The sequence below is a fragment of the Thermincola sp. GK-1 genome, assembly GCF_059412445.1.
In genome coordinates, this window is record NZ_JBSQAT010000004.1 from 55,158 (window position 1) to 79,031 (window position 23,874).

The 23,874-nt window shown below is 45.5% G+C and carries 23 protein-coding genes; 22 read left to right on the forward strand and 1 reads right to left on the reverse strand.

Translation table 11 applies throughout. From position 1 onward, the window contains the following. Nucleotides 1-4: 4 nt before the first annotated feature. The 17 genes from ACSNJE_RS04960 to mgtE all read left to right on the forward strand — a co-directional run bounded on the left by ACSNJE_RS04960 (nt 5) and on the right by mgtE (nt 17,181). Nucleotides 5-559 (forward strand): A24 family peptidase, encoded by a 555-nt coding sequence (locus ACSNJE_RS04960; RefSeq protein WP_495252132.1) that lies wholly within the window; start codon nt 5-7, stop codon nt 557-559. Between the two features lie 14 nt (nt 560-573). Continuing rightward, nucleotides 574-2,139, forward strand: coding sequence for a DUF6382 and FHA domain-containing protein (locus tag ACSNJE_RS04965; RefSeq protein WP_495252133.1), 1,566 nt, complete (start codon nt 574-576; stop codon nt 2,137-2,139). Nucleotides 2,140-2,163: 24 nt separating this feature from the next. Next, on the forward strand, nt 2,164-2,976 hold the full coding sequence (locus ACSNJE_RS04970; protein ID WP_495252134.1) for a PP2C family protein-serine/threonine phosphatase: 813 nt from the start codon (nt 2,164-2,166) through the stop codon (nt 2,974-2,976). Nucleotides 2,977-3,407: 431 nt separating this feature from the next. After that, nucleotides 3,408-3,980 (forward strand): LemA family protein, encoded by a 573-nt coding sequence (locus ACSNJE_RS04975; protein WP_474658892.1) that lies wholly within the window; start codon nt 3,408-3,410, stop codon nt 3,978-3,980. 12 nt (nt 3,981-3,992) lie between these two features. Further along, a complete protein-coding gene (locus ACSNJE_RS04980) occupies nt 3,993-4,775 on the forward strand; it encodes a TPM domain-containing protein (RefSeq protein WP_495252135.1) in 783 nt (260 codons plus the stop codon). Nucleotides 4,776-4,790: 15 nt separating this feature from the next. Continuing rightward, entirely contained in the window at nt 4,791-6,143 is a 1,353-nt protein-coding gene (locus ACSNJE_RS04985) for an NfeD family protein (RefSeq protein ID WP_495252136.1), read from the forward strand. Between the two features lie 42 nt (nt 6,144-6,185). After that, nucleotides 6,186-7,211: a flotillin-like protein FloA gene (gene floA, locus ACSNJE_RS04990; protein WP_052219063.1), complete on the forward strand. Its 1,026-nt coding sequence runs from the start codon at nt 6,186-6,188 to the stop codon at nt 7,209-7,211. 34 nt (nt 7,212-7,245) lie between these two features. Continuing rightward, nucleotides 7,246-7,722 carry a hypothetical protein gene (locus ACSNJE_RS04995; protein WP_495252137.1) on the forward strand — a complete coding sequence of 159 codons (477 nt, stop codon included), beginning with the start codon at nt 7,246-7,248 and terminating at the stop codon, nt 7,720-7,722. A gap of 63 nt (nt 7,723-7,785) precedes the next feature. After that, on the forward strand, nt 7,786-8,070 hold the full coding sequence (gene yqfC / locus ACSNJE_RS05000; protein ID WP_013121262.1) for a sporulation protein YqfC: 285 nt from the start codon (nt 7,786-7,788) through the stop codon (nt 8,068-8,070). A gap of 13 nt (nt 8,071-8,083) precedes the next feature. Further along, complete coding sequence (yqfD, locus tag ACSNJE_RS05005; protein ID WP_495252138.1) at nt 8,084-9,376, forward strand: sporulation protein YqfD; 1,293 nt, start codon at nt 8,084-8,086, stop codon at nt 9,374-9,376. Then, nucleotides 9,373-10,341 carry a PhoH family protein gene (locus ACSNJE_RS05010; protein ID WP_461570135.1) on the forward strand — a complete coding sequence of 323 codons (969 nt, stop codon included), beginning with the start codon at nt 9,373-9,375 and terminating at the stop codon, nt 10,339-10,341. The genes yqfD and ACSNJE_RS05010 overlap by 4 nt, the downstream gene beginning before the upstream one ends. A 15-nt stretch (nt 10,342-10,356) precedes the next feature. After that, nucleotides 10,357-12,522: an HD family phosphohydrolase gene (locus ACSNJE_RS05015; protein ID WP_461570134.1), complete on the forward strand. Its 2,166-nt coding sequence runs from the start codon at nt 10,357-10,359 to the stop codon at nt 12,520-12,522. Beyond that, a complete protein-coding gene (gene ybeY, locus ACSNJE_RS05020) occupies nt 12,503-12,964 on the forward strand; it encodes an rRNA maturation RNase YbeY (protein ID WP_013121258.1) in 462 nt (153 codons plus the stop codon). Before ACSNJE_RS05015 ends, ybeY begins: the two co-directional genes overlap by 20 nt. Nucleotides 12,965-12,991: 27 nt before the next feature. Then, entirely contained in the window at nt 12,992-14,068 is a 1,077-nt protein-coding gene (locus ACSNJE_RS05025; RefSeq protein ID WP_495252139.1) for a DUF3048 domain-containing protein, read from the forward strand. A gap of 220 nt (nt 14,069-14,288) precedes the next feature. Then, nucleotides 14,289-14,714, forward strand: coding sequence for a cytidine deaminase (gene cdd, locus ACSNJE_RS05030; protein WP_013121256.1), 426 nt, complete (start codon nt 14,289-14,291; stop codon nt 14,712-14,714). Between the two features lies 1 nt (nt 14,715). Next, a complete protein-coding gene (gene era / locus ACSNJE_RS05035; RefSeq protein WP_495252140.1) occupies nt 14,716-15,618 on the forward strand; it encodes a GTPase Era in 903 nt (300 codons plus the stop codon). Nucleotides 15,619-15,801: 183 nt separating this feature from the next. Continuing rightward, on the forward strand, nt 15,802-17,181 hold the full coding sequence (mgtE, locus tag ACSNJE_RS05040) for a magnesium transporter (RefSeq protein WP_474658908.1): 1,380 nt from the start codon (nt 15,802-15,804) through the stop codon (nt 17,179-17,181). A 75-nt stretch (nt 17,182-17,256) separates the two neighbouring features. Here mgtE and ACSNJE_RS05045 read toward each other — a convergent pair whose 3' ends face one another. Then, a complete protein-coding gene (locus ACSNJE_RS05045; RefSeq protein WP_495252141.1) occupies nt 17,257-18,297 on the reverse strand; it encodes a threonine aldolase family protein in 1,041 nt (346 codons plus the stop codon). A 420-nt stretch (nt 18,298-18,717) separates the two neighbouring features. Between ACSNJE_RS05045 and ACSNJE_RS05050 the strand changes: the two genes are divergently transcribed. From ACSNJE_RS05050 to ACSNJE_RS05070, 5 genes are all read left to right on the forward strand, one after another. Beyond that, nucleotides 18,718-19,761, forward strand: coding sequence for a TRAP transporter substrate-binding protein (locus tag ACSNJE_RS05050; RefSeq protein WP_013121252.1), 1,044 nt, complete (start codon nt 18,718-18,720; stop codon nt 19,759-19,761). Between the two features lie 67 nt (nt 19,762-19,828). Next, entirely contained in the window at nt 19,829-20,383 is a 555-nt protein-coding gene (locus ACSNJE_RS05055; RefSeq protein ID WP_474773925.1) for a TRAP transporter small permease, read from the forward strand. Next, on the forward strand, nt 20,376-21,662 hold the full coding sequence (locus tag ACSNJE_RS05060; RefSeq protein ID WP_495252142.1) for a TRAP transporter large permease: 1,287 nt from the start codon (nt 20,376-20,378) through the stop codon (nt 21,660-21,662). The genes ACSNJE_RS05055 and ACSNJE_RS05060 overlap by 8 nt, the downstream gene beginning before the upstream one ends. A gap of 73 nt (nt 21,663-21,735) precedes the next feature. After that, nucleotides 21,736-22,860 carry an NAD/NADP-dependent octopine/nopaline dehydrogenase family protein gene (locus ACSNJE_RS05065; RefSeq protein WP_474773926.1) on the forward strand — a complete coding sequence of 375 codons (1,125 nt, stop codon included), beginning with the start codon at nt 21,736-21,738 and terminating at the stop codon, nt 22,858-22,860. After that, entirely contained in the window at nt 22,836-23,831 is a 996-nt protein-coding gene (locus ACSNJE_RS05070) for a 3-hydroxybutyryl-CoA dehydrogenase (protein WP_495252143.1), read from the forward strand. The genes ACSNJE_RS05065 and ACSNJE_RS05070 overlap by 25 nt, the downstream gene beginning before the upstream one ends. Nucleotides 23,832-23,874 lie beyond the last annotated feature (43 nt).

A 23,874-nucleotide genomic window follows, 5' to 3' on the forward strand; every position in this document is an offset into this window, starting at 1 on the left:
AATAATGGTGACAGTTTGTTTTATTGGCAAATCCTTGATATTAATCATCATCTTAGGCCTTGCCCTGTATTATGACATCAGGGAGCAAAAGATTAAGAACTTTATTACTTTACCGGCAGCGGTATTGGGACTGGCAACTAACCTTATGGAAGGTGGCTTGACAGGGCTCTTGTTCTCCATCAAGGGATGGCTTGTTCCCGTTGCAGTCCTAATGGTACTTTACCGCATCAATGTTATGGGAGCGGGCGATATCAAACTGTTTGCTGCCATCGGGGCGGTTATGGGGCTGCCTTTTACAGCCTATAGCTTTGTTTTTTCAGTATATACAGGCGGTGTTATTGCCTTGGTTATATTGCTAAAAAAAAGAGAGTTTATCAGACGTATGCAGGATGTATGCAATTACTTCAAATATATTTTTTTAACCGGCCGGTTGGCCAAGTACAGCGGTGATGACGATAAAAGTTCCAAATTTATTTTCTCCACAGCCATAGTACCGGGAACCATGATACAGTATATACTTACCCTGTTGCAGTTTAAAGGCATCATTTTGTTTAATTAAGGATGTGAAGGAACATGGAAAACACTTTATTTGATTTTAAGGTGGAGTATGTTGCCGATTTGGGCAGAAGCTACCTGGAGTTGGATAAAGAGAACCTTAAGGCGGACCAAATTATCGGATTTCAGGCCGAAATGATTGCTAACAACCAAATTCCCGGGGTCTTAAACCTGGAGATAAGGGAAAAGAATGCGCATGCCAAACTATATTATAATCTAACCGGTTTGATTAGTCTGGCAAATTATTTAAAGAGGCAGAAAATGAGCAAAACAGAATTTACTTTAATTTTGGAAAGGATTTTAAGTCCGATTTTGGAAAGTAAAAAATATTTCCTAAACAGCAATTCCTTCCTGCTTGATGACAACTTAATTTATATTAATCCTGATTCCGGGGAAGTATTCCTGGCCTATCTACCGTTAGAATTAGAACAGGATATTACTCGGACTTTCAAAACCTTTGTTACAGATTTACTGGTTGGCAAGGCTAATATTGATACGGGGGACAATTTTGTGCAACGGCTTTTGCAGTTGCTTAAAGCAGAAGATCTCAATTTACCGGAATTTCGCAAACAATTAATGAAATTAATTGGAGTTGACGATAAACTGCCCGAGGAAAACCCTGAACCGTACAATATCAGGAACTTATCCCCCATACCGGGAATAGAATCCATGCCCCTTCAGGATGAATCAACACATACACCTAAGGTACAGGCAAAACCGGTGCCCGTTATACCGATTCATACCGGATTAAATGTTCCGCCGGATAAGCCTTCCTTTCAAAAGACCGTACTGCCCCAGCCTGTTAAAAAAATGCGTGCTGAGAAACACATAAATAATCAACCACCCGTTCCTAAAAATAATAAAAATTCTGTCAGGACTAAAGTTCTGGGTGTAATGGCGGTCATTTCAGTGGTGTCGGCAATTATTTCCAACAGTGGTATTGATTTCGCAAGGGTTCTGCAGAATTTTACCAATAAAGAATTAGCTGCTGCCGGTGGACTTTTAATTTTCGTTATTACTCTAAGCTTTTATTACCGGAAGGTTAAAAGGGCTTCTGCAAAAGGCGGCAGCAGTGTTAATCAAAAAGATGACAATTTACCCCAAACCTTTAACCACCTGAATATGTCAAAAGTGGACATCGAAACTCAGCCCCAACGCAAGACAACTATAGCCGATCTTGTTATTTCTCCATTACCTCCCAAGCCGGCAACCGGTTCACCCAATTATGATCGCGACGAGACAACCCTTTTGGAAGATTACAGTGACGAAACTACCCTGCTGGTTGAGAATAATTACCCTGTGTTAAAGGCTGCAAATGGTGGAGATAAAATAATCCTGGATAAATCAACTATGGTTATTGGCAGAAATAAGGAAACTTGTGACCGGGTGATAGCAAACAAAAGTATCGGTCGGGCTCATGCGGAAATCAAGTGTATTGACGGCGTTTATTATATCGTGGATCTCGATTCCAGAAACGGCACCTTTATAAATGGTGATAAATTGATTAGTAATAAGCAGTACGAATTGCGAGAAAACGATAAAATTACTTTTGCCGATGTGGATTACCTATTTTGCTCCAAATAAAAAATTAGTTTGCCGGAGATAATTATGAAGTTTTTTTATGATTTGGGCAGTGATATTGGGAAAAGAAAAGTTAATAACCAGGATAAATTACTTATCAGGATAGGGGAAGCAGAAGGTATAGGAGAATTTGGTCTCTTTGTTGTCGCCGATGGGATGGGAGGAATGGCGGAAGGAGAAAAGGCCAGCGAAATTGCCGTAGAAGCTCTGAAACACTGGTGGGAGCAATTGGATTTTAAAAATATCTGCCACCCGGATCAGACAAGCATAGGCGATGATTTAGGAAAACAGTTTCGACATATAAACAATAACATTCGCCACTATGGCCAAGAACGGGGGATTAAACTGGGAACAACACTGAGCGCTCTTTTTATAGTTCGGGATACCTATGTTTTATGCCATATCGGGGACAGCCGGGTATACCGTTTGAAAAGCCGGGATAAGCAGCTTACCCAATTAACGATAGACCATACTGTAGTGGCGGAACAAGTGCGTTTCGGTAAAATCACTTCCGAAGAAGCTTTATATCATCCTAACCGCAATATTCTGACCCAGTGTTTGGGAATACGCCAGGAAATATCGCCTTTTTTAAGTTGGGGCAAGGTGGAAAAAGGCGACATTTTCTTATTATGCAGCGATGGACTTTATAATAAGGTGCCTCACCATTGTTTGGCCACTTCTATTATGGAAAATATGCCAGGCGCAGCGGACCGTTTGATCCGGATTGCCAATGATAACGGAGGAAACGATAACATTTCTGTGATTATTGTTTGGAACGAAGGATATAAAAATACTTGTAGTTCACGTATGTGGAACATATTTAAGACAATATTCAGGTAAAGAATTGTGGATATGTCCAGCGGGTCCCCGGCAGGATAATTTCGTTAGAATACCAGAAATTAAACCAGGAAGGGCGGAAATGACCAAAAACAGGTATTGACCTTTCTGGCTTGGTTCTGTATAATTTAAATCAAGTTAATAAGCTGAAGGGGAGTAGCTTGAACAGGGCAACCTGTTCCGGTAAAATCGTCAGTCGAGGAGTAACTCACATCCATCCTCCGGTTTTACCGCAAGTGATCGCTTGAAAGCAAGACCTTACCGTTGTGACGGTTAAGGTCTTTTTATTTTACCTTGGCCGGACTTCCCCTTTATCTGAGGCCTCAGTTTTAAATATTAAATCTTAAGGAGGTGAATAGGGTTATTAGAAGGAAGTAAGATTAAAGGCGATTTTTTTGAAACTGAATTTTTGGGAAATTAATAGGAGGGATACAATGAGAGGGAAAAGTTTGGTCATAGCCTTAGTGATTATTTTTGCCTTTGCTGTGATGGGCGCTTTTGGCGCCTATAATGGGCTGGTAAGCCAAGAGGAAAATGTCAATAAAAAATGGAGTGATGTAGGAACATATTTACAGAGGAGGGCAGATTTAATTCCTAACCTGGTGGAGACCGTTAAAGGGTATGCGGCGCACGAGGAAAAAGTGTTGAAGAGTGTCTCCGATGCGCGGGCCAAACTGGCCGGTGCGACAACAGTGGATGACCAGATTAAAGCTAATAATGAATTAAGTTCAGCTTTATCCCGGTTGCTGGTGGTTGTGGAAAATTATCCAAACCTAAAAGCCGATGCTAACTTTAGACAGTTAATGGATGAATTGGCCGGTACTGAAAACCGGATTACCGTGGCCAGACGGGATTATAACCAGGCTGTTCAGGAGTATAATACCAGCATCAAGCGTTTTCCGACGGTGATATTTGCCAGGATGATGGGCTTCACAGAAAAACCTTATTTTCAGGCTCAACCGCAGGCAGAAAATGCCCCCAAAGTTGATTTTGGCGGAACCCAGTAAGGGGTGCTGAGTATGAGAAATAAACTTGTCAGTGTATTGGTGCTTGTTTGTTTACTACTGGTTTCTTTTCCGGCCTGGGCCGGTTTGAACCTACCCGCCAAACCAACAGACAATATATATGTACAGGATTTTGCCGGCTTGCTGGATGAGAAAACCAGGGACACGATAAGCGCAGTGGGGTATGAACTGGAAAAGAAAACGGGGGCTCAGGTAACAGTTGTGACTGTAGAAAATCTCCAAGGTTACAGTATTGAAGAATATGCCAATGAATTATTCAGAGATTGGGGGATAGGTCAGAAGGATAAAAATAACGGGGTGCTGCTGCTTGTCAACAAAGAGAACTTGCTGAAAAACAAACCCGGTAAGGTACGTATCGAGGTTGGGTATGGCCTGGAGGGAGCCATACCTGACGGTAAAGCCGGTCGTATTTTAGACAATTTTATATTACCTGCCTGGGAAAAGGGTGATTACAGCGCCGGGATTTTGCGAGGCTACCTGGGTATAGCGGCCGAATTGGCAAAAGAATATAAAGTTGAATTAGCGCCTGACGGGGTCGCTCTGCCAAGGCCGCTTAATGATAATTCATCAGAAGGAATGGTCCCGGGATTTGTAATTTTTCTTATCCTGCTAGTGGTTTTCCTGTCGCTTGGTTCAGGAAAAGGCTCTCGTAAATACCGCGGGCCCTTTGGCGGCGGCTTTGGAGGGTTCGGCGGGTTCGGAGGGTTTGGCGGAGGCGGCTTCGGCGGAGGCGGCTTCGGCGGTGGTTCTTCGGGAGGCGGCGGCGCCAGCCGGTAGAAAGGAGGTATAGATTTGAGCGGAACAGTATTTTTGCTACAAAGAAGATTTAGGCGCATTGCTGTTTACCTACTGATTATTCTGCTGGGTTTCGCCCTCAACGTAGGTTCTGGCCCCGTTTTTGCTGACCAGGCCAAGATTGTTTTTATCCCTATAAAGGGAGAAATTGAACCGGGGATGGCCTCATTTGTGGAAAGAAGTCTTGACAAAGCTGAGCAGATGGGGGCCAAGAAGGTTGTATTTGAAATTGATACCCCGGGAGGTCTTATAGATTCAGCCCAGCGGATCAAGACGAGAATTTTTAATGCTCAAGTGCCGACGGTAGCCTTTATTAACGGAGAGGCCAAGTCGGCCGGGGTGTTAATTGCTTTGGCAGCAGAAGAAATTTATATGACTCCGGGTACTGCCATTGGAGCGGCGGAACCCGTTCCCAACAATCCGAAGATTTTGGCTTCCTGGCGGTCAGACCTGGAGGAAGCGGCCGAAGCCAGGGGGCGCAACCCAAAGATTGTTGCCGGCATGGCCGACAGAAATGTTGTTATCGAAAACATTAAAGAAAAAGGCGAGATTTTATCGCTTACAGCCAAGAAAGCAGTAGAACTGGGCATAGCGGATAAAATAGTGCCCGATAAACATGCCTTGTTGACAGATCTGGCCCAAAAAGACGGGGTATATTATACCGCCGAAGAATACCGGCCGGGCTTTGGGGAAAGGCTGGCCTGGTGGATAATTAACCCCTTTATCAGCCCCATTTTATTGTTGATCGGCTTTGTGGGGTTAGTGATGGAAGCTTTTACCCTTGGCTGGGGAGTAGCCGGTACTGTTGGGCTTATTGCCCTGGGATTGTTTTTCGGCGGGCACATGATGGCCGGGGTATCGGGGTGGCTCGCGGTTTTGATCTTCGGCCTGGGCATAATTGCCTTAATGCTTGAAATATTTGTTATCCCGGGTTTTGGCGTAGCCGGTGTAATTGGCATAGGATTGGTAATCTGGAGTATTTTTCTCGTTTCGACCAGCCCACTGCAGGCTATTATCTCCCTTTCGGTAGCTTTTGCCGGCACCATAATTCTGTTATACGTGTTAATTAAAGTTATGGGCCGCCGAGGGATATTTGACAGACTTGTCCTGGGCCTGAAGCTTGACAAAGACACCGGGTATGTAGCGCCCAAAAAGGAACTGGAAAATTTACTGGGCCTGGAAGGGGTGGCCGTAACTCCCTTAAGACCTGCCGGAACAGCGGAATTTAGCGGGCAACGGGTAGATGTGGTTACCGAAGGAGGATTTATACCTGCCGGTAAAGCTGTCAAAGTTATTTTGGTTGAAGGAGGCCGCGTTGTGGTGCGGTCACTTGGAAATTCCAGTGAATAAGTTAGGAGAGTTTTTAAAACTAATTGCAAGGAGGTTAAATTAATGGAATTTGCTGGTATTGCTGCTCTGGTTCCCTTATTTTTCTTTGCCGTGGGCCTGATCGCCCTGGCCATCATTTTAAGTTTTATTCCTGTCGGGCTGTGGATTTCTGCCTTGGCGGCAGGGGTGAAAATCGGGATTATAACCCTGATTGGTATGCGGTTACGGCGGGTACCGCCGGCAAAAATAGTTAATCCCTTAATTAAAGCTGTAAAAGCGGGGTTAAATGTAACGGTTAATCAGTTGGAAGCTCATTACCTGGCCGGTGGTAATGTGGACCGGGTAGTTGATGCTTTGATCGCTGCGGAAAGGGCCAATATACCCCTTGCCTTTGAGCGGGCGGCAGCTATCGACTTGGCCGGTAGAAACGTTTTGGAAGCGGTACAAATGAGTGTTAACCCCAAAGTTATTGAAACACCTTTGATTTCAGCTGTAGCCAAGGACGGTATAGAAGTAAAAGCTATTGCCCGGGTAACAGTACGGGCAAACATCGACCGCCTTGTTGGCGGGGCTGGGGAAGAAACAATTATTGCCCGGGTTGGAGAAGGGGTTGTTACTACGGTAGGTTCCGCCGACAACCATAAGGCAGTACTGGAAAACCCTGACCTGATTTCGCAAACTGTTTTGGGCAAAGGACTTGATGCCGGGACAGCCTTTGAAATATTATCCATAGATATTGCAGACGTTGACGTTGGCCGAAACATCGGAGCACAGTTGCAGACTGACCAGGCCGAGGCTGATAAGCGGATTGCCCAGGCCAAAGCTGAGGAACGCCGGGCAATGGCGGTGGCCAAAGAACAGGAGATGAAGGCTGCCGTACAGGAAATGCGCGCAAAAGTTGTGGAAGCGGAAGCAATGGTGCCGAGAGCTTTGGCTGAAGCCTTACGTGAGGGTAAACTGGGGGTAATGGATTATTATAACCTGCAAAACCTGCTTGCCGATACCCAGATGAGGGATGCTATAGGCAAAATGGCGCCCAAAGGAGATGGCGCAGGTTCCGGCAACACTCCGCCTGTAGATAACAAATAAACGTATTGTTGGTGCCCGGAAAGGGGGCGTTTAAATGGATGCATTGTTGTTGATAATTTTCCTGGCGTTTGTCTTCTTTAAAGTTTTAGGCAAAATGCCGGAAATAAAAGACAAACTTCCGAAAGATTGGGGACCGAAGAATTGGGGACCGGAAGGGTGGCCCCATGGTCCGAAGAGATGGCCTGAAATGTCGGAAAACTGGGAACGGCAAGTTCCTATTCGGCAGATGACCAAATATATAGATCAAAAATCCGAGCTGGAAGCAAGAAGCCAAATGATATCAAAGGACGCAGCAGGTGGCACGGAATCCCGGATGATGTACCAGGAGGGGCCACCCCCTGACGAGCATATTTTTCCGGCTGCCCAACAGGCAGCGAGACAGGATACAGAGGGCTATCCCCTTTTCAACAGCCAGGCATTGCTGAACGGCATAATTTTAAGCGAAGTGCTGCAGGTACCCAAATCAAAGCGCGGCCCACAAAGAAAAGGACTTTATGTAGTTAAAAACTAACCCCAAAGGCATGTTTACCCCTCCGCGTGCATAGAGATTATTAGTACAAGGAGGGGTTGTTTTATGTCGTGGAAAGACCAGAGAAGGCGCTTCGGCCAGCAATTTGCCAATTTTCTGGATATACCGAAAGATGTTCTTTTGGACCTGCCGAAAATTATTATGGTAGGTAATTTTCAGGTAATTATTGAGAATCATAAAGGTATCTTGGAATATACCGATACCCTGGTCAGAATTAACACCAGCATAGGAGAATATGCCATCACGGGAACAGACCTTTCCCTGCGTAGTATTTTGCCCGATGAAATTTCGGTAGAAGGTAAAATCGATGATATAAAAATTGGGGCGTAGGGGAGGGAGACAAATGTTTTGGGTTAGATTTTGGTCCTATTTGATGGGTTACTTAACACTATTGGTGGAAGGTGAGGCCGTTGAAAAACTGGTTAACATGGCCGTCAGCCGGGGAATATACCTTTGGGACATCCGTTGGCTTGGTCCCCAGAAAATTCTGCTTAAAGCCAGGGTAAGCAGTTTTCGGGCTCTTCGGCATATCATAAAAAGAACGGGCGGCAAGATGAAAATAAAGAACAAAAAAGGGCTGCCTTTTGCCACAGCAAAGGTATTGCGCCGGAAAATGATGGTAGTGGGGGCGCTGACCTGCGTAGCGGTATTGTATATTTTATCGTCTTTCGTATGGTTCATTGATGTGGCGGGAAACAAAAAGGTCTCGACGGACATCATATTAAAGACGGCTGAAAAGGCCGGCCTGTATACCGGAACAGCGAAATGGAAACTGGATTCCTCGGAAGTGGAAAAACGAATTAAGACCGAACTCCCCGGTATATCCTGGGTGGGTATTAATATTACGGGGACCAAAGCCATCATCAGGGTGGCGGAAAAGGTGACCCCGCCGGTGGAAGATGACAGGCCGGCGCATATAGTGGCCAACAAAACCGGTTTAATTGAAGAAGTGCTGGTTTTATCCGGAGTGGCTGCCGCAAAAGAAGGGGAAATGGTGAAAAAGGGCGAACTGCTCATTTCCGGTATTATTGAATCAGAGATAGAGGCGCCTATCGAAAAGGAGAATCCGGAACAGCTTTTGGAAGGTGAGAAACAAAAAGTTATCAGGAGGCGTTTTGTGCGCGCTCGGGGGATAATAAAAGCGAGGGTTTGGTATGACGGATATGGTGAAGCCCAGCTAAAAACCGTGAAAACGGTTGAGACGGGGCGTTATGTACGGAAAATAGTGGTGAAACTGGGTCAAAAATCCATATCTTTCCAGGGTAGCGCAAGGGTTCCCTTTAAGTCTTATATAAAGAAGGAAGAAGTCGAAAGACTGCCGGCCTGGAGGAATCTAAAGATTCCCGTCGAAGTACTTATAACGTATTACTATGAAACAAAGCCGGTAACGGAAAAGATAGCCTTTGACGAAGCTAAGAAATTGGCCATACAGAAGGCCAAAAGCCAGTTTAAATTGCCGGCGCAGGTGAAACTACTAAAAGAAAAAACATATATCATAAAAACAAAGGAACCTGATCTGGTCAGAGTCAAGGTAATGGTGGAAACTTTGGAAAACATCGGTTCAGTGCGACCACTAACCCAAAACGAAATGAAATACGAAACCCTTGAAAAAAAACAGGAGGTTAGGCATAATTGATAACAAAGGTCGAAAAGAAAATTTCCATAGACGATGTAACGGATGCCAGAAATATTTTTGGTCACTATGACGAAAACATACGTTTTTTGGAAGAGACCCTGAATGTTGCAGTTGTGCTCAGAGAAAACCAGATTGTTTTTTCCGGTGATGAAGAGGCGGTCGAACAGGCGGCCCAAGTTTTTTTGGAAATGGTTGCTTTAAGCAATGCCGGCCAGAATTTAACGACGCGAGAGATCCAATATATTATTGGACTGGTGAAAAGTGGGCAGGGCAGGAAAATGCAGGAACTGGCCTCGGAGTTAATTATTGTTACCTTCCGTGGCAAGCCGCTGCAACCTAAAACCCATGGGCAAAAGCAGTATATTGATGCCATTAAGCAGCACGATGTGGTATTCGGCGTTGGGCCTGCCGGCACAGGCAAAACCTACCTGGCGGTGGCTATGGCTGCCAAAGCTTTAAAAGAAAAAGCAGTAAACCGTTTAATTATCACCCGGCCCGCTGTAGAAGCGGGAGAGAAACTGGGGTTCCTGCCCGGCGACCTGCAGGAAAAAGTTAATCCTTATTTAAGGCCTTTATATGACAGCCTGTTTGACATTATCGGGCCGGATAAAACCAATAAATTTCTGGAAAAAGGGATTATTGAAGTTGCGCCTCTGGCCTATATGCGGGGGCGCACTCTGGACGATGCTTTTCTGATTTTGGACGAGGCCCAAAATACAACTCCGGAGCAAATGAAAATGTTTTTAACCCGGTTGGGCTTTGGTTCCAAAGCAGTTATAACAGGAGATATAACCCAGATTGATTTGCCCAAAGGGCAGCGTTCAGGACTCCTGGAGGCGGAACGGATTTTGAAAGACGTAAAGGGTATAGCTTTTCGGTATTTTGGCACCCAGGATGTTATGAGGCACCAACTTGTTCAGCGTATTATTCAAGCCTACGACCGGGCCGCGGAGCAGGGAGATTAGTTGGGAGTGACATGAATGGCTCTGAAGGATAGTGTCCTTGACCTTCTGCAAAATAAACTGATTCCCGTTTTTAAAAATACCACCGTGAAAAAGGTCGGTATAGCTTTGGCTACTTTTTTTCTGGTTACGGTTATTTTGTCATTGAATTTTCTGCCTAACCGGCTGAATTTAAAGCCAGGTGACGTAGCCCCCAAAACTATCAAGGCTCCTCGAAGTATTGAATTTGAGGACAAGCTGAAAACACAGGCTTTAAAAAGACAGGCTGCCAACAGTGTGGGGAAAGTACACGACGAAGACCCCGATGCTTATGCGGCTACAATTGCTGATATCGACACTGCTTTCAATAAAATTAAATCTATTCAAGCACAAACTAATGCCGATCTTAACACTAAAGTAGAACGTTTAAGAACAGAATTGGGGCTGGACCTTTCACCGGCCGTTTATAAGGCATTAATTTCCTCCAATCCTGCCGTTTTGCAGGCATTACATGAAAAAGTTAAAGGTATTGTAAATAAAGCCATGGAGGTAGGTATTTCTGAAGAAAATCTTGCAGCAGCCAAAAGCAGGTTGAACAGCGAAGAAATAGAACCCCTGAAGATTAGCGCCGAACAAAAGTCTTTTTTGATTTCACTGATAAACAATTATTTGCGTCCTAATTTCATTTATAATGAAGAAGCAACCAAAGCCAAGATAGAAGCCGCAGTAGAAGCGGTAACGCCTGTCAGGGTAACGGTGAAACAGGGAGAGAAAATTATCGGCGAGGGAGAAATTGTTACTCAGGACCATATCGCGAAATTGGAGGCCCTTGGCGTACTGAAAGCTCGCGCGCCCTTTAAGTCAGTTGTGGGAATAGCCATCCTCGTAATCCTCTCATTGATAATGGTCATGGTATTTTTATATCACTACAGGAGAAATATTTACCGCAATGAAGGTTACCTGTTGCTTTTGGGCCTGATAGTAATTGTTTCGTTGATATTGGCGAAAATAATTATTGCCATCGAAATTACCTCAAACATAGCGGCTTTACTGGGTTATATGGTGCCTTTTGCGGCGGCCGTAATGCTGATTGCCATTCTACTGGATACTAAACTTGCCTTGCTCATAAATGCCATCCTGGCCGTAATGCTAGGGATCATCACCGGTAATCAACTGAATTTTGCAGTGGTAAGCCTTTTTACAGGTATGGCCGGAGTTTTCAGCGTTTCCAAACTCAGTCAGCGTTCTGACCTGGTAAAAGCTGGGCTGGTTTATATCAGCGCTACTCATTTCATAGGGATTATTGCTGTTGAGTTGACTACTAAAGGAGAAACAGCTTCGGCATTATTAGTATTTTTCTCGGCTATTGCTTTTGGTTTAATCAACGGTATCTTTTCTTCCGTTTTAACTATCGGCATGTTGCCTTTTCTGGAAAGCGCCTTTGGTATTACTTCCGCTGTAAAATTACTGGAATTGGCCAACCCCAGCCAACCTCTGTTAAAAAGGCTTCTGCTGGAAGCGCCCGGTACTTACCACCACAGCATTGTTGTCGGGAATTTGGCGGAAGCTGCTGCAGACGCGGTAGGGGGGGAATCGCTTCTTGTCAGAGTAGGCGCTTATTACCATGACATAGGAAAGTTGAGGAGGCCGTACTTTTTTATCGAAAACCAGTTATCCTGTGAAAACCCACATGATAAAATAGCGCCCAGTTTGAGCACCCTTATTATCACTTCCCACACCAAAGACGGTGTGGAAATGGCCAGAGAGCATAAACTGCCCCAGCCTGTCATTGATATCATTGAACAGCACCATGGAACAAGCATAGTAAGTTATTTCTTTAACAGGGCTTTAGAAAATGATAAAAATGAAAGTGTCTCTGAGGAAGATTTTCGCTATGAAGGTCCCAAACCGCAAACCAAGGAAGCTGCTTTGGTTATGATGGCCGATTCCGTGGAAGCAGCAGTGCGGGCCCTGCAAAAGCCCACGCCGGGCAGGATTGAAGGCCTGGTCAGGCGGATAATAAAGGATAAACTCCACGATGGGCAGTTGGATGAATGTGATTTGACTTTTAAAGACCTGGATGTTATCGCCAATACCTTTGTGCGTGTTTTGTCAGGTATATTTCATGCCAGGGTAGAATATCCTGAAACAGTAATCAAGGAAATAGAGAGGAGAAAGGCCAGAGATGCCGGTTTACGTAAATAATTTGCAGGAAAAAGTGGAAGTGCCGCCCGAATTGGGCGAAACCATCGAAAGGGTTGCTAATGCCGTTTTGGAACAAAGCGAGTTTCCCGGCGCTGAAGTGGGCATAGTGCTTGTTGATGATGATTATATTCACCAATTGAACAAGCAGTACCGGGGTGTAGATTCTCCAACGGATGTCCTGTCTTTTGCCCTGATTGAAGACGGAGAAGAGGAATTTTTTGAAGAAGAAGAAGACCTTCTTTTGGGTGACGTATTTATTTCCGTAGAACGGGCGCAAAATCAGGCAGAAGAATATGGACATTCTTTTACCAGGGAAATGGCTTATCTAACGGCCCATGGCATGTTTCATCTGCTAGGTTACGACCATAATACAGAGGAAGAACGGGATATCATGCGGGAGAAAGAAGAACAGGTATTAACCGGCTTAAATATCACCAGGTAAGAGATCAACTGACAGGAGCACGACATTATGAACAGTTTGTTAAAAAGGGTTTGTTTATCGGCCTTGATGGTAGTTTTGGTTTTATCTCTCTTGATTTATGGTACGGGCTGTTCAATAAAAGACAAAGGCCCCCTACCTTCTGCCATACAACAAAAGGAAGTGGAAAAACCGGGTAAAGAGAAGGATTCGGTTGTGCCCGATAATTACGTTCCGGCTCCGCTTACAGGGATAATGACTGACCCGGCTAACCTGGAAAAACGTCCCGTGGCTGTTATGGTGGAAAATGCCCCGGCGGCCAGACCGCAATCAGGGCTGCCGAAAGCTGATATAGTTTACGAAGTATTGGCCGAGGGGGGCATAACCAGGTTTCTGGCTATATATCATTCACAGGACAGTAATAATGTGGGGCCTGTTCGCAGCGCGCGGCCCTATTATATCGAAAGAGCTTTGGAATATAATGCTCTTTATGCCCACTGCGGCGGCAGCGAAGATGCCAAAAAATTTGTTAAGACTGCACGGGTAGCAGATATTGATGAGTTTGGCATCGGCAGAAGAGGGGGAGCTTACTGGCGGATAAAAAGCCGCAAGGCGCCGCATAACTTATACGGAGATACGGACAAAATACGCCAAGTAAGTTTGGATAAGGGTTATCAAGCCCATGTCCGGGTACCTGGATTTAGCTTCTTAAGTCCCGGTGAAAAACTGCACAACGGCCTCCCGGCCCCAGAAATCGTAATAAATTTTCCCCGCCGCTATAGTCTGGTTAAATATACCTATGATCCGAAAAAGAATCTTTATTTCAGGTATAACGGTGGCAAAGCCCATATTGACAACGTTACCGGTAGGCAGTTGACGGCCCGCAATATTATTATCCAATATACAAATACTAAGGTTATAGATGCTGAAGGTCGTCTGGATGTGCAAATGATTGGTAGCGGTAAAGCCCTGTTTTTCATAGATGGGCAAGTATACCGGGGCCGTTGGGAAAAAGGCGCCCTGCGTGCCTGGACGGTGTATAGAGACGAGCAAGGTAAAGAAATCAGGCTGCGGCCGGGGCAGACATGGATTGAGGTAGTTCCTTCAAACACAAGAGTAGATTACTAAAGGAAAAACTAAACCACTGAGTATACTGACCAATAATAAGCCATCAGTGGCAAGGTAACAGCTAATAACACTGTAATAGTGAAACAATAAGTGGCGACTTACAGTACCTAACCACAGAGTGGTAAATATTTTTAAAAGCAATAATTTATTTGCAAAAAATTTAAAGTGAGATTTAAAGTGAGAAAGTTGAATTAATTTTTAAAATACGTGAGGTTGGATAATGGACAAAGGTGTCTTTGAACGAAAAAAAATCGATGAATTAGTAAAGCATGCCCTGGAAGTTAAGGAAAGGGCTTATGCTCCCTATTCCAAGTTCCGGGTGGGGGCGGCTTTACTGACCGGTGACGGGCGGGTTTATACAGGATGCAATGTGGAAAATGCTTCGTTCGGATTGACCAGCTGTGCCGAACGAAATGCCGTTTTCCGGGCAATTGCCGATGACTGCCGTGGTTTTAAGGCTATCGCCATAGTTTCCGATGCTGATGACTACTGTATTCCCTGTGGCGCCTGCCGACAGGTACTTGTTGAATTTTCCAGGGACTTAACGGTAATAATGGCCAATAACAAAGGAGATTACCGGTTAACAACAATCACGGAATTGCTTCCCGAGGCTTTTTCCGGCGATTCCGTAACTGGGGGTAGGTAAAATGGCGGAGGGTTTTAAGTCCGGGTTTGTAGCATTAATTGGTCGGCCTAACGTAGGAAAATCAACGTTGATGAATAAGTTTCTCGGCCAAAAGCTGGCAATTATGTCAGAAAAGCCGCAGACCACCAGGAATAAAATTAACGGTGTTTTAACCGGAGAAAACTACCAGGTAATTTTTTTAGATACGCCTGGCATCCATAAGCCCAAGCATAAACTGGGCGAATACATGGTTCAGGTGGCATATAATGCTTTAAAAGAAGTTGATTTGATTCTCTTTCTTGTGGAAGCAACGGAACAAGAGGTTGGGACCGGCGACCGATACATATTGGAACAGTTGCAGGAAATCAAGACGCCTGTGATACTGGTGATTAATAAAATTGACCTGGTACAGAAAGATGCTATTTTGCCTGTGATTGATGCTTATACTGCGCTAAAACAGTTTGCTGAGGTGGTGCCCGTCTCGGCGATTACAGGAGCGAACCTCCAGGCGCTTTTGGACAATATACTGAAATATTTGCCGGAAGGGCCCAAGTATTATCCTGATGACATGATTTCCGACCAGCCTGAACGCTTTGTAATGGCTGAATTGATTAGAGAAAAGGTGCTGGAGCTGACCAGAGATGAAGTTCCTCATTCCGTAGCTGTTGATATTGAAGAAGTAACTGCCAGGAAAAATGAGACTGTATATGTAAGGGCCGTAGTCTATGTGGAGCGGGAGAGCCAAAAAGGAATTATCGTCGGTAAAGGCGGCCAGATGTTGAAAAAAGTGGGAGCTTTTGCGAGACAGGATATAGAGAATTTGCTTGGCTCCAAGGTATACCTGGATCTTTGGGTAAAAGTGAAAAAGGATTGGCGTAACCGCGCCAATATCCTGCAGGGATTTGGTTATAAATTGGATACCTAGCCTATTGACAGCGCCGGTAAATATTGATAAATTTAATTCATGAATGATACCGGAATGTGGAACTATTTGTTTATGAGGCCTTCATCTTTTCAGACGAAGGCTTTATTCATTATTTGGTTATTTTCATAAACCGTAAGAAATTTTGGAGTTGGGTTGACGTGTCCTGAAAGGGGGCGCTACGTTATGGAATTTGTAAAATCAGTGCCAAACGATAAAGAACAGATATTGGCGGCAATAAAAAGTCAAATTAACACGCACCGGGAAGTAGATTTGAAAAAAATGCTGGAAGAGCTGCATCCGGCCGATATTGCTGAAATTATTGAGAGTCTCGCCGAAAAACAGCGGGTATCAGTATTTGGGCTTTTAAGTAGTGAAAAAGCGGCCGCAGTTCTTTATGAATTAAACAGTGAAATAGTGGCGCCATTAATGGAGTCGTTGGATAAATCCATGGCTGCCGAAATTATGGACGAGATGTCTACTGATGATGCGGCAGATATAATTGGCGACTTGAAGGACGAAGACAAAGCAAAACTCCTTAACCTGATGGAGTACGCTGATGCGGAAGATGTACAGGAACTGATGGATTACCCGGAAGACACAGCCGGTGGAATTATGACCACCGAGTACGTGGCTATCAGGGAAGATATAACGGTGGAAAGGGCCATACAGGTTGTCCGGGAATTTGCTCAGGAAGCGGAGACTGTTTATTATGTATATGTAATAAACGAGCGCAATCAACTGGTGGGGGTTATTTCCCTGCGGGAATTAATTCTGGCTAAATCCAGCGCAACCATTGCCGATGTTATGCGGCGAAAAGTAGTTAGTGTTAATGTGCAAACCGACCAGGAAGAAGTGGCCAATATGGTGGCTAAATATGACTTCCTGGCTGTGCCGGTAGTTGACGACAACAATCAACTGCTCGGTATTGTCACTGTAGACGATGTTATAGACGTTATTCGCGAAGAGGCTACTGAAGATATGTATTTGCTGGTTGGAACTACCGAAATTGACGATGAAGAGGATTTGTACCATAGGATTCGCAAGTCGGTACGCTACCGCCTGCCGTGGCTATTAATTACTTTGATGAGCGGGGTAATCTCGGGTCAGATTATAAAGAGTTTTTCAGGAGCTCTAAATGCCATGGTGGCCCTGGCCTTTTTTATTCCCTTGCTTACAGGAATGGGTGGAAACCTGGGGACCCAGTCCTCCACCATTATAGTCCGGGGGATTGCCACCGGCCAAATAGACAGCCGCAAGATATTGCATAATATCATCAGAGAAGGCTTGGTGGGCCTTTCGATCGGTTTGATTTGTGGATTTATTGTAGCGATTTTTGCTGTTCTATGGCAGGGAAAACCTATCCTGGGACTGATTGTGGGCTTAGCTATGTGGGGGAACATGGTTACAGCCGCCACAATAGGGACCCTAGTTCCTCTGTTGCTTAAAAAATTCAATATAGACCCGGCCGTAGCTTCGGCTCCCTTTATCTCAACAACCTTGGATAATACGGGTTTGATTATTTACGGTAGTCTTACCATGCTCTTCTTTAAGTTTCTAATATGAGGTCAAAAAGGGTTTTGGAGTGCCGGACATCGGTTACAGATATAGCAGGGCCGTAGTGACAATACCAATGTAAATTCAGGAAATCGTTTGTCTGATAAGCCGAACGAAGTCCATGACGTCTTCCTCCGTGGTATCGAAAGAAATCATCCAGCGCACTTCGGAAGTTTCTTTATTCCAGACATAAAAGAAATATTCCTGCTGCAGCGCCGGGATGAATTGCGGCGGTACAATGGCAAAAACAGCATTGGCCTGCACCGGTTGGGTGATTTTAATCTGCGGTATTTTTGATACTTCTTCTGCCAGTAGCTTGGCCAGTTTATTGGTATGGCGGGCGTTTCGCAGCCACAAATCATTGGACAGCAGGGCTTCAAACTGAGCTGCAATAAAACGCATTTTAGATGCCAGTTGCATGCCCTGTTTTCTTATATATGAGAAATTTTTATGCAGATTCTTATTAAAAATAACCACTGCCTCGCCGTACATCATCCCGTTTTTAGTGCCGCCGAAGGAAAGAATATCCACTCCCACGTCACGGCTAATCTCGCGTAGGGTAAGGTTTAGACTGGCTGCTGCATTAGCAAGCCTGGTGCCGTCCACATGCAGGAACATGTCATGAGTATGGGCAAAATCGGCGATGGATTGGATTTCCTCCGGTTGATATACGGTGCCAAGCTCTGTTGACTGGGTTATCGAGATGGCTTTCGGTTGGCTGTGGTGCTGATTGCCGGCCAGGTGCAGAAATTTTTCAACCTGGTCAACTGTTATTTTACCGTTAGCCGATGGGATTGTTAGCAACTTGCAGCCTGTAAATTTCTCGGGGGCGCCGCATTCGTCACAGTTAATATGAGCCGTATCGGCGCAAATGACTGCATTAAAGGAATCGGTGGCTGCCTGCAGACTTAGAACGTTAGCGCCTGTCCCGTTGAAGACAAAAAAGACTTCGATATCTTTTCCAAAATGTTCACGGAACTTGTTGAGGGCCGATGCAGTATATACATCATCCCCATAAGCTAGGGTATGGCCTTGATTGGCCTCACAGATGGCTTGCAGAATTTCCGGATGAACCCCGGAACAATTGTCGCTGGCAAAGTTTTTACTAATTTTTATACTAATCATTTCAACAACTCCTTTTTTTGGTGATATAAGTAATGCCGGATAACTCCGGAGATATGGCTCGGGAACAACAATAACTTATATTCCACATTATGACGGCCAGTCCTGCCGCGGTATATTTTTTAATTAATACCAATCCATACAAATATCACAGGATGCCGGATACTTAAAATTCTTGACATTTTTATATTTTAGATGCTAATATAAAATAAAATAAGATGTATAGACCAAAGGAAAATTGAAGTTCAGTTTAGTTGAGTAAAGTTAGAAAAAGAGATGAGAGGAGCTGAGATGAGGTTGGTGCAGTTAATTACCAGTACTCATTTGAGTGCTGGTTTTTTGGTTTCTGGCAGATTAATTTTATTGTGAACCCTGTGTCTGAGAAAATAAGCTGAAAAAACAATAAAGTATGGAGGCTTTAAGATGAAAAGGAAAGCAGTATTTAGTTTAATTGCTCTGATGTTTTTATTGAGCGCCATTTTATCCGGCTGTGGGGGGCGTTCTGAATCCGGTAAAGCTGAGAGCGATAAGCCTATCAAGCTTACATATGCCTTCTTTGCGCCGGCAAATACCTTCCCGGCGAAACAGATGGAAAAGTGGAAGGAAGAGGTTGAAAAGAGGACCAACGGTAAGGTTCAAGTTGAGCTGTTCCCAGGCGGTACCCTGCTTACCGATAAAAATATGTATGACGGTGTCAGGGACGGGGTAGCGGATATTGGCTTGTCATGTCCCACGTATGAACCGGGCCGGTTTGGTTTAATCGGTATTTCAGATCTGCCTTCCGGTTTCCCTAACTCCAAGGTATCCAGTCAGGTATTCTACGATTTGGTACGGGAGTTCCCGCCCGATGCTTTAAAAGATTATAAAATTATCGCTGCTTTTGCCACGGAACCTGCCCACCTAATGACTAAAAAGCCAGTCAAAAGTTTAGATGACCTCAAGGGGATGCAGATCAGGATTTCCGGAGCCCTCACTCCTGTTTTGCGGGACCTTGGCGCCACTCCGGTGGGCATGGGAATGGCCGAGGTTCCGGAAGCGCTGCAAACAGGAATCATTGATGGGCTTGTAAGCTCCCGCGAAGTCTTGAAAGACCTGAAACTGGCAGAATCACTGAAATATACCACCGATTACCCGCTGACAGTAACCAGCTTTATAGCTGTTATGAATAAAGATGTATGGGAATCCCTGCCACCCGATGTGCAGAAGGTAATTGACGAACTTGGCCCTGAAATGGCCAGGTGGACCGGTGAATACCACGACAACCATGTTCAGGAAGCCCTGAAATGGAGCGCCCGGGAACATGGCCTTCAAGTAGTGACCCTGTCCGAGGAAGAAAAGGCTAAATGGGACGCAAAACTGAAGCCTCTGCAGGATAAACTTGTTAAGGATTTGAAGGCCAAAGGCCTGCCGGCAGAAGAATACAGGAACAGGCTTTATGAACTTAAAGATAAGTATAGTAGAAAGTAAAAACAAAAGGCACCCTGCCTACCCCAAATAGGATCTGGGTGTCTGCACATTTTTGGGGGGGGAAATTATGGCAAATCCTGACGAACGGTTGATTCCGTTGGAAAGTAAAACTAAGCTAACTAAAAGGGGGTTACTGGGCTATTTAGATCTTATTAATGTATATATCAATAAAAGCCTTGCCTGGATAGCGGGTATTAGCCTGCTTTTGATGGTATTTGTAGTTGTAGCCAATGCGGTTTCCCGTGAGGTATACAAACCATTTATAGGCACAACAGAACTTGTCGGGTGGTTGGCTGCCATTGCCCTTGCTTTCGGCCTGGGATTTACCCAATTGCAGCAGGGTTATGTTGAGATTGATGCTCTGGTTGAGCATTTTTCCCCGCTCCTCCAAAGAATCATTAAAAGCATAATGCTTTTTTTAAGCGCGTGTTTCTTCTTCATGGTATCATGGAAAATGGTTTCATATGCAATTAACGTGGCCGAAAATGGAAACGTCTCCGAAACCATGAAAATACCCTTTTATCCTTTAATATACCTGGTGGCTCTGGGTTTTGCCGGCCTTACATTGGCTCTTTTTGTAGATTTCGTCAAAGAAGTGGTTGGGAGGGCTGGCGATGAGTGATATAACCATAGCATTAATTGGTCTTTTAGTATTGTTTTTTCTAATGATCCTCAGAATGCCGATAAGTTTTTCCATGTTTATAGTGGGGTTCGCGGGGCTTCTGACAGTAGCTTCTCCTAAGGCGGCCTTCAGTGTACTGACCGGAGACTTGTGGAATCAGTTTTCAAGCTATACCATGAGTGTTATACCCCTTTACATACTAATGGGAGAAATTATATTTCGGACGGGAGTTACCGAAAGCCTCTTTAAGGCGGCCTATAAATGGGTCGGGCACCTCAGGGGAGGTATGGCTGCTACCGTTGTGCTGGCCAGTGCGGGGTTTGCCGCTATATGTGGTTCCAACTCGGCTACTGCTGCAGCTATGGGGACAATGGCCCTGCCGGAATTGAAGAAATATAAGTATGATGAGAAGCTAAGTACCGGGTCTGTGGCAGCCGGAGGTACTTTGGGCATAATTATACCTCCCAGTACAGTGCTGCTGGTTATTGCATTGCAGACGGAACAGTCTGTTAAGCAGTTATTTGTAGCTTCGGTTATTCCAGGCATACTGTTGACTCTGCTGTTCCTTCTCACTATATTTTTCTTGTGTATGAAGTACCCCGAGATGGGGCCGGCGGGGCCGGTAAGTACTTTTAAAGAAAAAATGGTATCCATCAAAGGGGTTTTCCCTACACTACTGCTTTTCATCTTTGTTATAGGCGGGCTTTATAAGGGCTGGTTTACCCCAACCGAATCAGGAGCTTTTGGAGCTTTCGGGGCCATAGTGATTTCCCTTGCCATGGGTAAACTGAACTTCAGCAAACTCTCGGCTTCCCTGTTCGGAACCTTAAAATCCTCAACCATGGTTTTAACACTTGTTATCAGTGCCATGGTGTTCAGCAGGTTCCTGACCATAACCAGGCTTCCTTACGAGGTTGCTGACTGGACGGCCGCTTTACACGTACCTTCTCTTATTATCCTGCTGGCGATTCTCGGTATATATATTTTGGGCGGCGCCCTAATGGACGCCCTTGGTTTTCTAATTATTTCAATCCCTATTTTTTATCCCACTGTTATGGCTCTGGGATATGACCCAGTCTGGTTTGCCGTTCTTCTCTGCATTGTTACCAGCGCCGGGGCTATTACACCGCCCGTAGGAGTTACGGTTTTTGTGGTCAAGGGGTTAGCCCCGGAAACACCGGTGATGTCCATCTTTAAAGGAGCAGGGTATTTCCTTGTTGCTTATGCAGTATTAATTGCCCTGCTGATTGTATTCCCTGGGACAATAACTTTTATGTAATTGAGTTAATAATTTTTATGTAATTGGAATAATAACTTTTATTTAGTAAGTAAGGAAGGAAGGAAGGAAAGATATGGATGTAGCAGTATTGGGTGGTGGAAACGGAGCTTATGCAGCGGCAGCAGACCTTGCTGAAAAGGGACATAGAGTCAGATTGTGGAGGCGAGACATCACCGCCTTTAAACCGGTCCTTGAGAAACAGGCCTTATTTTTAAAAGACTATAAGGGGCACCGGAAAGTCAATCTGGCGATGGCAAGTGACGATCTGGGCGCTGTTATCAGGGATGCGGAGTTGATTATGATCCCGCTTCCTGCTTTCACGCAAGATTCGCTGGTTAAGCGGCTTGCGCAGCACCTTAAGAATGGACAGGTAATCCTAATGACACCGGGTACCTTCGGTAGTTATATCATGGCCAAGGGGCTCATTGAAGAAGGATGCAGGGCCGAAGTGGTTTTTGCGGAAACGGGGACTCTTCCGTACCTGGCACGAAAACATGGCCCTGACACGGTGGCAATAACTGCCAGGGCAACTCGCCTGCCAACGGGAGTGTTCCCGGCGAACAAATCAGCTTATGCCTTTGATATTATAAAGAGGGCCTTTCCTGCAGTGGAGCCCCTGCAGGATGCCCTGGACGGGGCACTAATGAATGCCGGGCCCATTATCCACCCGCCACTTATCCTCCTTAACGCGGGCCCGATTGAACACTTTGACTACTGGGACATTCACAACGAAGGCACCCAGCCTTCCATACGTCGGGTCCATGACGCCCTCGACGCTGAACGGATTGCCGTTAGGGAGGCTTTAGGGTACGGGCCGCCCCACTTTCCTCTGGCAGACCACTATAATCCTGACGGAGAAGAGTGGATGTATGGCAATGCAGCCCATGAGAAACTGGTTGACAGCGCCGATTGGCGCGAATCCTTGGACCTGCTGAACCACCGCTACATGCGTGAAGATATCGCCTGCGGGTTGGCTTTGCTGGTATCAATTGCTGACTGGGTTGGGGTACCGGTACCTGTGGCTACCGGTCTTTTGAACATTGCGTCTGCAATTGTTGGGGAAAACCTGCGGGTGACGGGCCGGACCCTGGAAAACCTCGGGTTAAATCATTTATCCAGGGAAGAAATGAGGTTAATGTTGGATAAAGGCTTGCTCTATAAGGAAGTGCTTTTATGGATGACAGCAAAACAATCATAACTGTTGTTGGGGCCGGCCGCATGGGTACCGGTATTGCCCAGGTTTTTGCCTCCGCCGGGCATAATGTGAGGCTCTTGGATCTAAAAAAACGCTCACCCGGTGAATCTCGACAGGTTCTCTTAAAGGCCAGGGAGCAAATTGAGGCCACCCTTTCCTTACTGACGTCCCTGGGGGTCACCGATGAGGTAACAGCACAGGTAATTGCCGCCCGGGTAACGTACCATGGCCGGTCCCAGGCAAAAGAATCTTTAGAGGAGGCCGGGGTGGTTTTTGAAGCGGTACCCGAGATATTGGAAGCAAAGGAAGAAGTCTTTGCTGAAATATGCCGGCTGGTCTCCGGTGAAACAATAATTGCTTCTACCACATCTACATTTCTTGCCGATACGTTGGCTTCTTTTATAAAAGGGGCGGAGCGGTTTATGAATACGCACTGGCTGAATCCTGCTTACCTTATCCCCCTGGTGGAAGTCAGTCCTGCCCATGGTACTTCACCGGCAATGTTGGAGAAAATGATCGAACTTCTTGAATCCATAGGGAAGGTACCTGTGAAATGCGCGCCTTCACCGGGGTTTATCGTTCCCCGTATCCAGGCCTTGGCCATGAATGAGGCTGCCCGCCTGGTAGATGAAGGGGTAGCGGAACCAGAAGATATAGATAAAGCCTGCAGGGTGGGCTTCGGTCTTAGGTTTGCGGTTCTGGGACTGCTTGAGTTTATCGACTGGGGTGGAGGAGACACTCTTTATTATGCCGGCAACTATTTGGCAAAAGCCCTTAATTCGGAACGGTTTGCTCCACCGACAATAATCACTGAAAATATGGAAAAAGGGAAAATTGGGCTCAAAACTGGTCACGGTTTTTACAATTACAGGGACAGGGATGTATCAGAGTATCAACGGGAAACGCTGCGGAAATTTGTTGACCTGCTGAAACATCTGGGCCTGCTGGCGCCGCCCCATGGAGGCAGGGATTAGGTAAAGCATTTTTTGGCCTCGTTGAAGAGAGGCGCCGTCAAGG

Bases quoted from the DNA above. Each gene is read 5' to 3' on its own strand.
- ACSNJE_RS05025 (WP_495252139.1), top strand. From the start codon at position 12,992: ATGAACAGTTTGTTAAAAAGGGTTTGTTTATCGGCCTTGATGGTAGTT.
- ACSNJE_RS04970 (WP_495252134.1), top strand. From the start codon at position 2,164: ATGAAGTTTTTTTATGATTTGGGCAGTGATATTGGGAAAAGAAAAGTT.
- ACSNJE_RS04975 (WP_474658892.1), top strand. From the start codon at position 3,408: ATGAGAGGGAAAAGTTTGGTCATAGCCTTAGTGATTATTTTTGCCTTT.
- ACSNJE_RS05015 (WP_461570134.1), top strand. From the start codon at position 10,357: ATGGCTCTGAAGGATAGTGTCCTTGACCTTCTGCAAAATAAACTGATT.
- ACSNJE_RS04965 (WP_495252133.1), top strand. From the start codon at position 574: ATGGAAAACACTTTATTTGATTTTAAGGTGGAGTATGTTGCCGATTTG.
- yqfC (WP_013121262.1), top strand. From the start codon at position 7,786: ATGTCGTGGAAAGACCAGAGAAGGCGCTTCGGCCAGCAATTTGCCAAT.
- cdd (WP_013121256.1), top strand. From the start codon at position 14,289: ATGGACAAAGGTGTCTTTGAACGAAAAAAAATCGATGAATTAGTAAAG.
- mgtE (WP_474658908.1), top strand. From the start codon at position 15,802: ATGGAATTTGTAAAATCAGTGCCAAACGATAAAGAACAGATATTGGCG.
- floA (WP_052219063.1), top strand. From the start codon at position 6,186: ATGGAATTTGCTGGTATTGCTGCTCTGGTTCCCTTATTTTTCTTTGCC.
- yqfD (WP_495252138.1), top strand. From the start codon at position 8,084: ATGTTTTGGGTTAGATTTTGGTCCTATTTGATGGGTTACTTAACACTA.
- ACSNJE_RS04995 (WP_495252137.1), top strand. From the start codon at position 7,246: ATGGATGCATTGTTGTTGATAATTTTCCTGGCGTTTGTCTTCTTTAAA.
- ACSNJE_RS05045 (WP_495252141.1), bottom strand. From the start codon at position 18,297: ATGATTAGTATAAAAATTAGTAAAAACTTTGCCAGCGACAATTGTTCC.
- ACSNJE_RS05060 (WP_495252142.1), top strand. From the start codon at position 20,376: ATGAGTGATATAACCATAGCATTAATTGGTCTTTTAGTATTGTTTTTT.
- ACSNJE_RS05050 (WP_013121252.1), top strand. From the start codon at position 18,718: ATGAAAAGGAAAGCAGTATTTAGTTTAATTGCTCTGATGTTTTTATTG.
- ACSNJE_RS05065 (WP_474773926.1), top strand. From the start codon at position 21,736: ATGGATGTAGCAGTATTGGGTGGTGGAAACGGAGCTTATGCAGCGGCA.
- era (WP_495252140.1), top strand. From the start codon at position 14,716: ATGGCGGAGGGTTTTAAGTCCGGGTTTGTAGCATTAATTGGTCGGCCT.
- ACSNJE_RS04980 (WP_495252135.1), top strand. From the start codon at position 3,993: ATGAGAAATAAACTTGTCAGTGTATTGGTGCTTGTTTGTTTACTACTG.
- ACSNJE_RS05070 (WP_495252143.1), top strand. From the start codon at position 22,836: ATGGATGACAGCAAAACAATCATAACTGTTGTTGGGGCCGGCCGCATG.
- ybeY (WP_013121258.1), top strand. From the start codon at position 12,503: ATGCCGGTTTACGTAAATAATTTGCAGGAAAAAGTGGAAGTGCCGCCC.
- ACSNJE_RS05055 (WP_474773925.1), top strand. From the start codon at position 19,829: ATGGCAAATCCTGACGAACGGTTGATTCCGTTGGAAAGTAAAACTAAG.
- ACSNJE_RS04960 (WP_495252132.1), top strand. From the start codon at position 5: ATGGTGACAGTTTGTTTTATTGGCAAATCCTTGATATTAATCATCATC.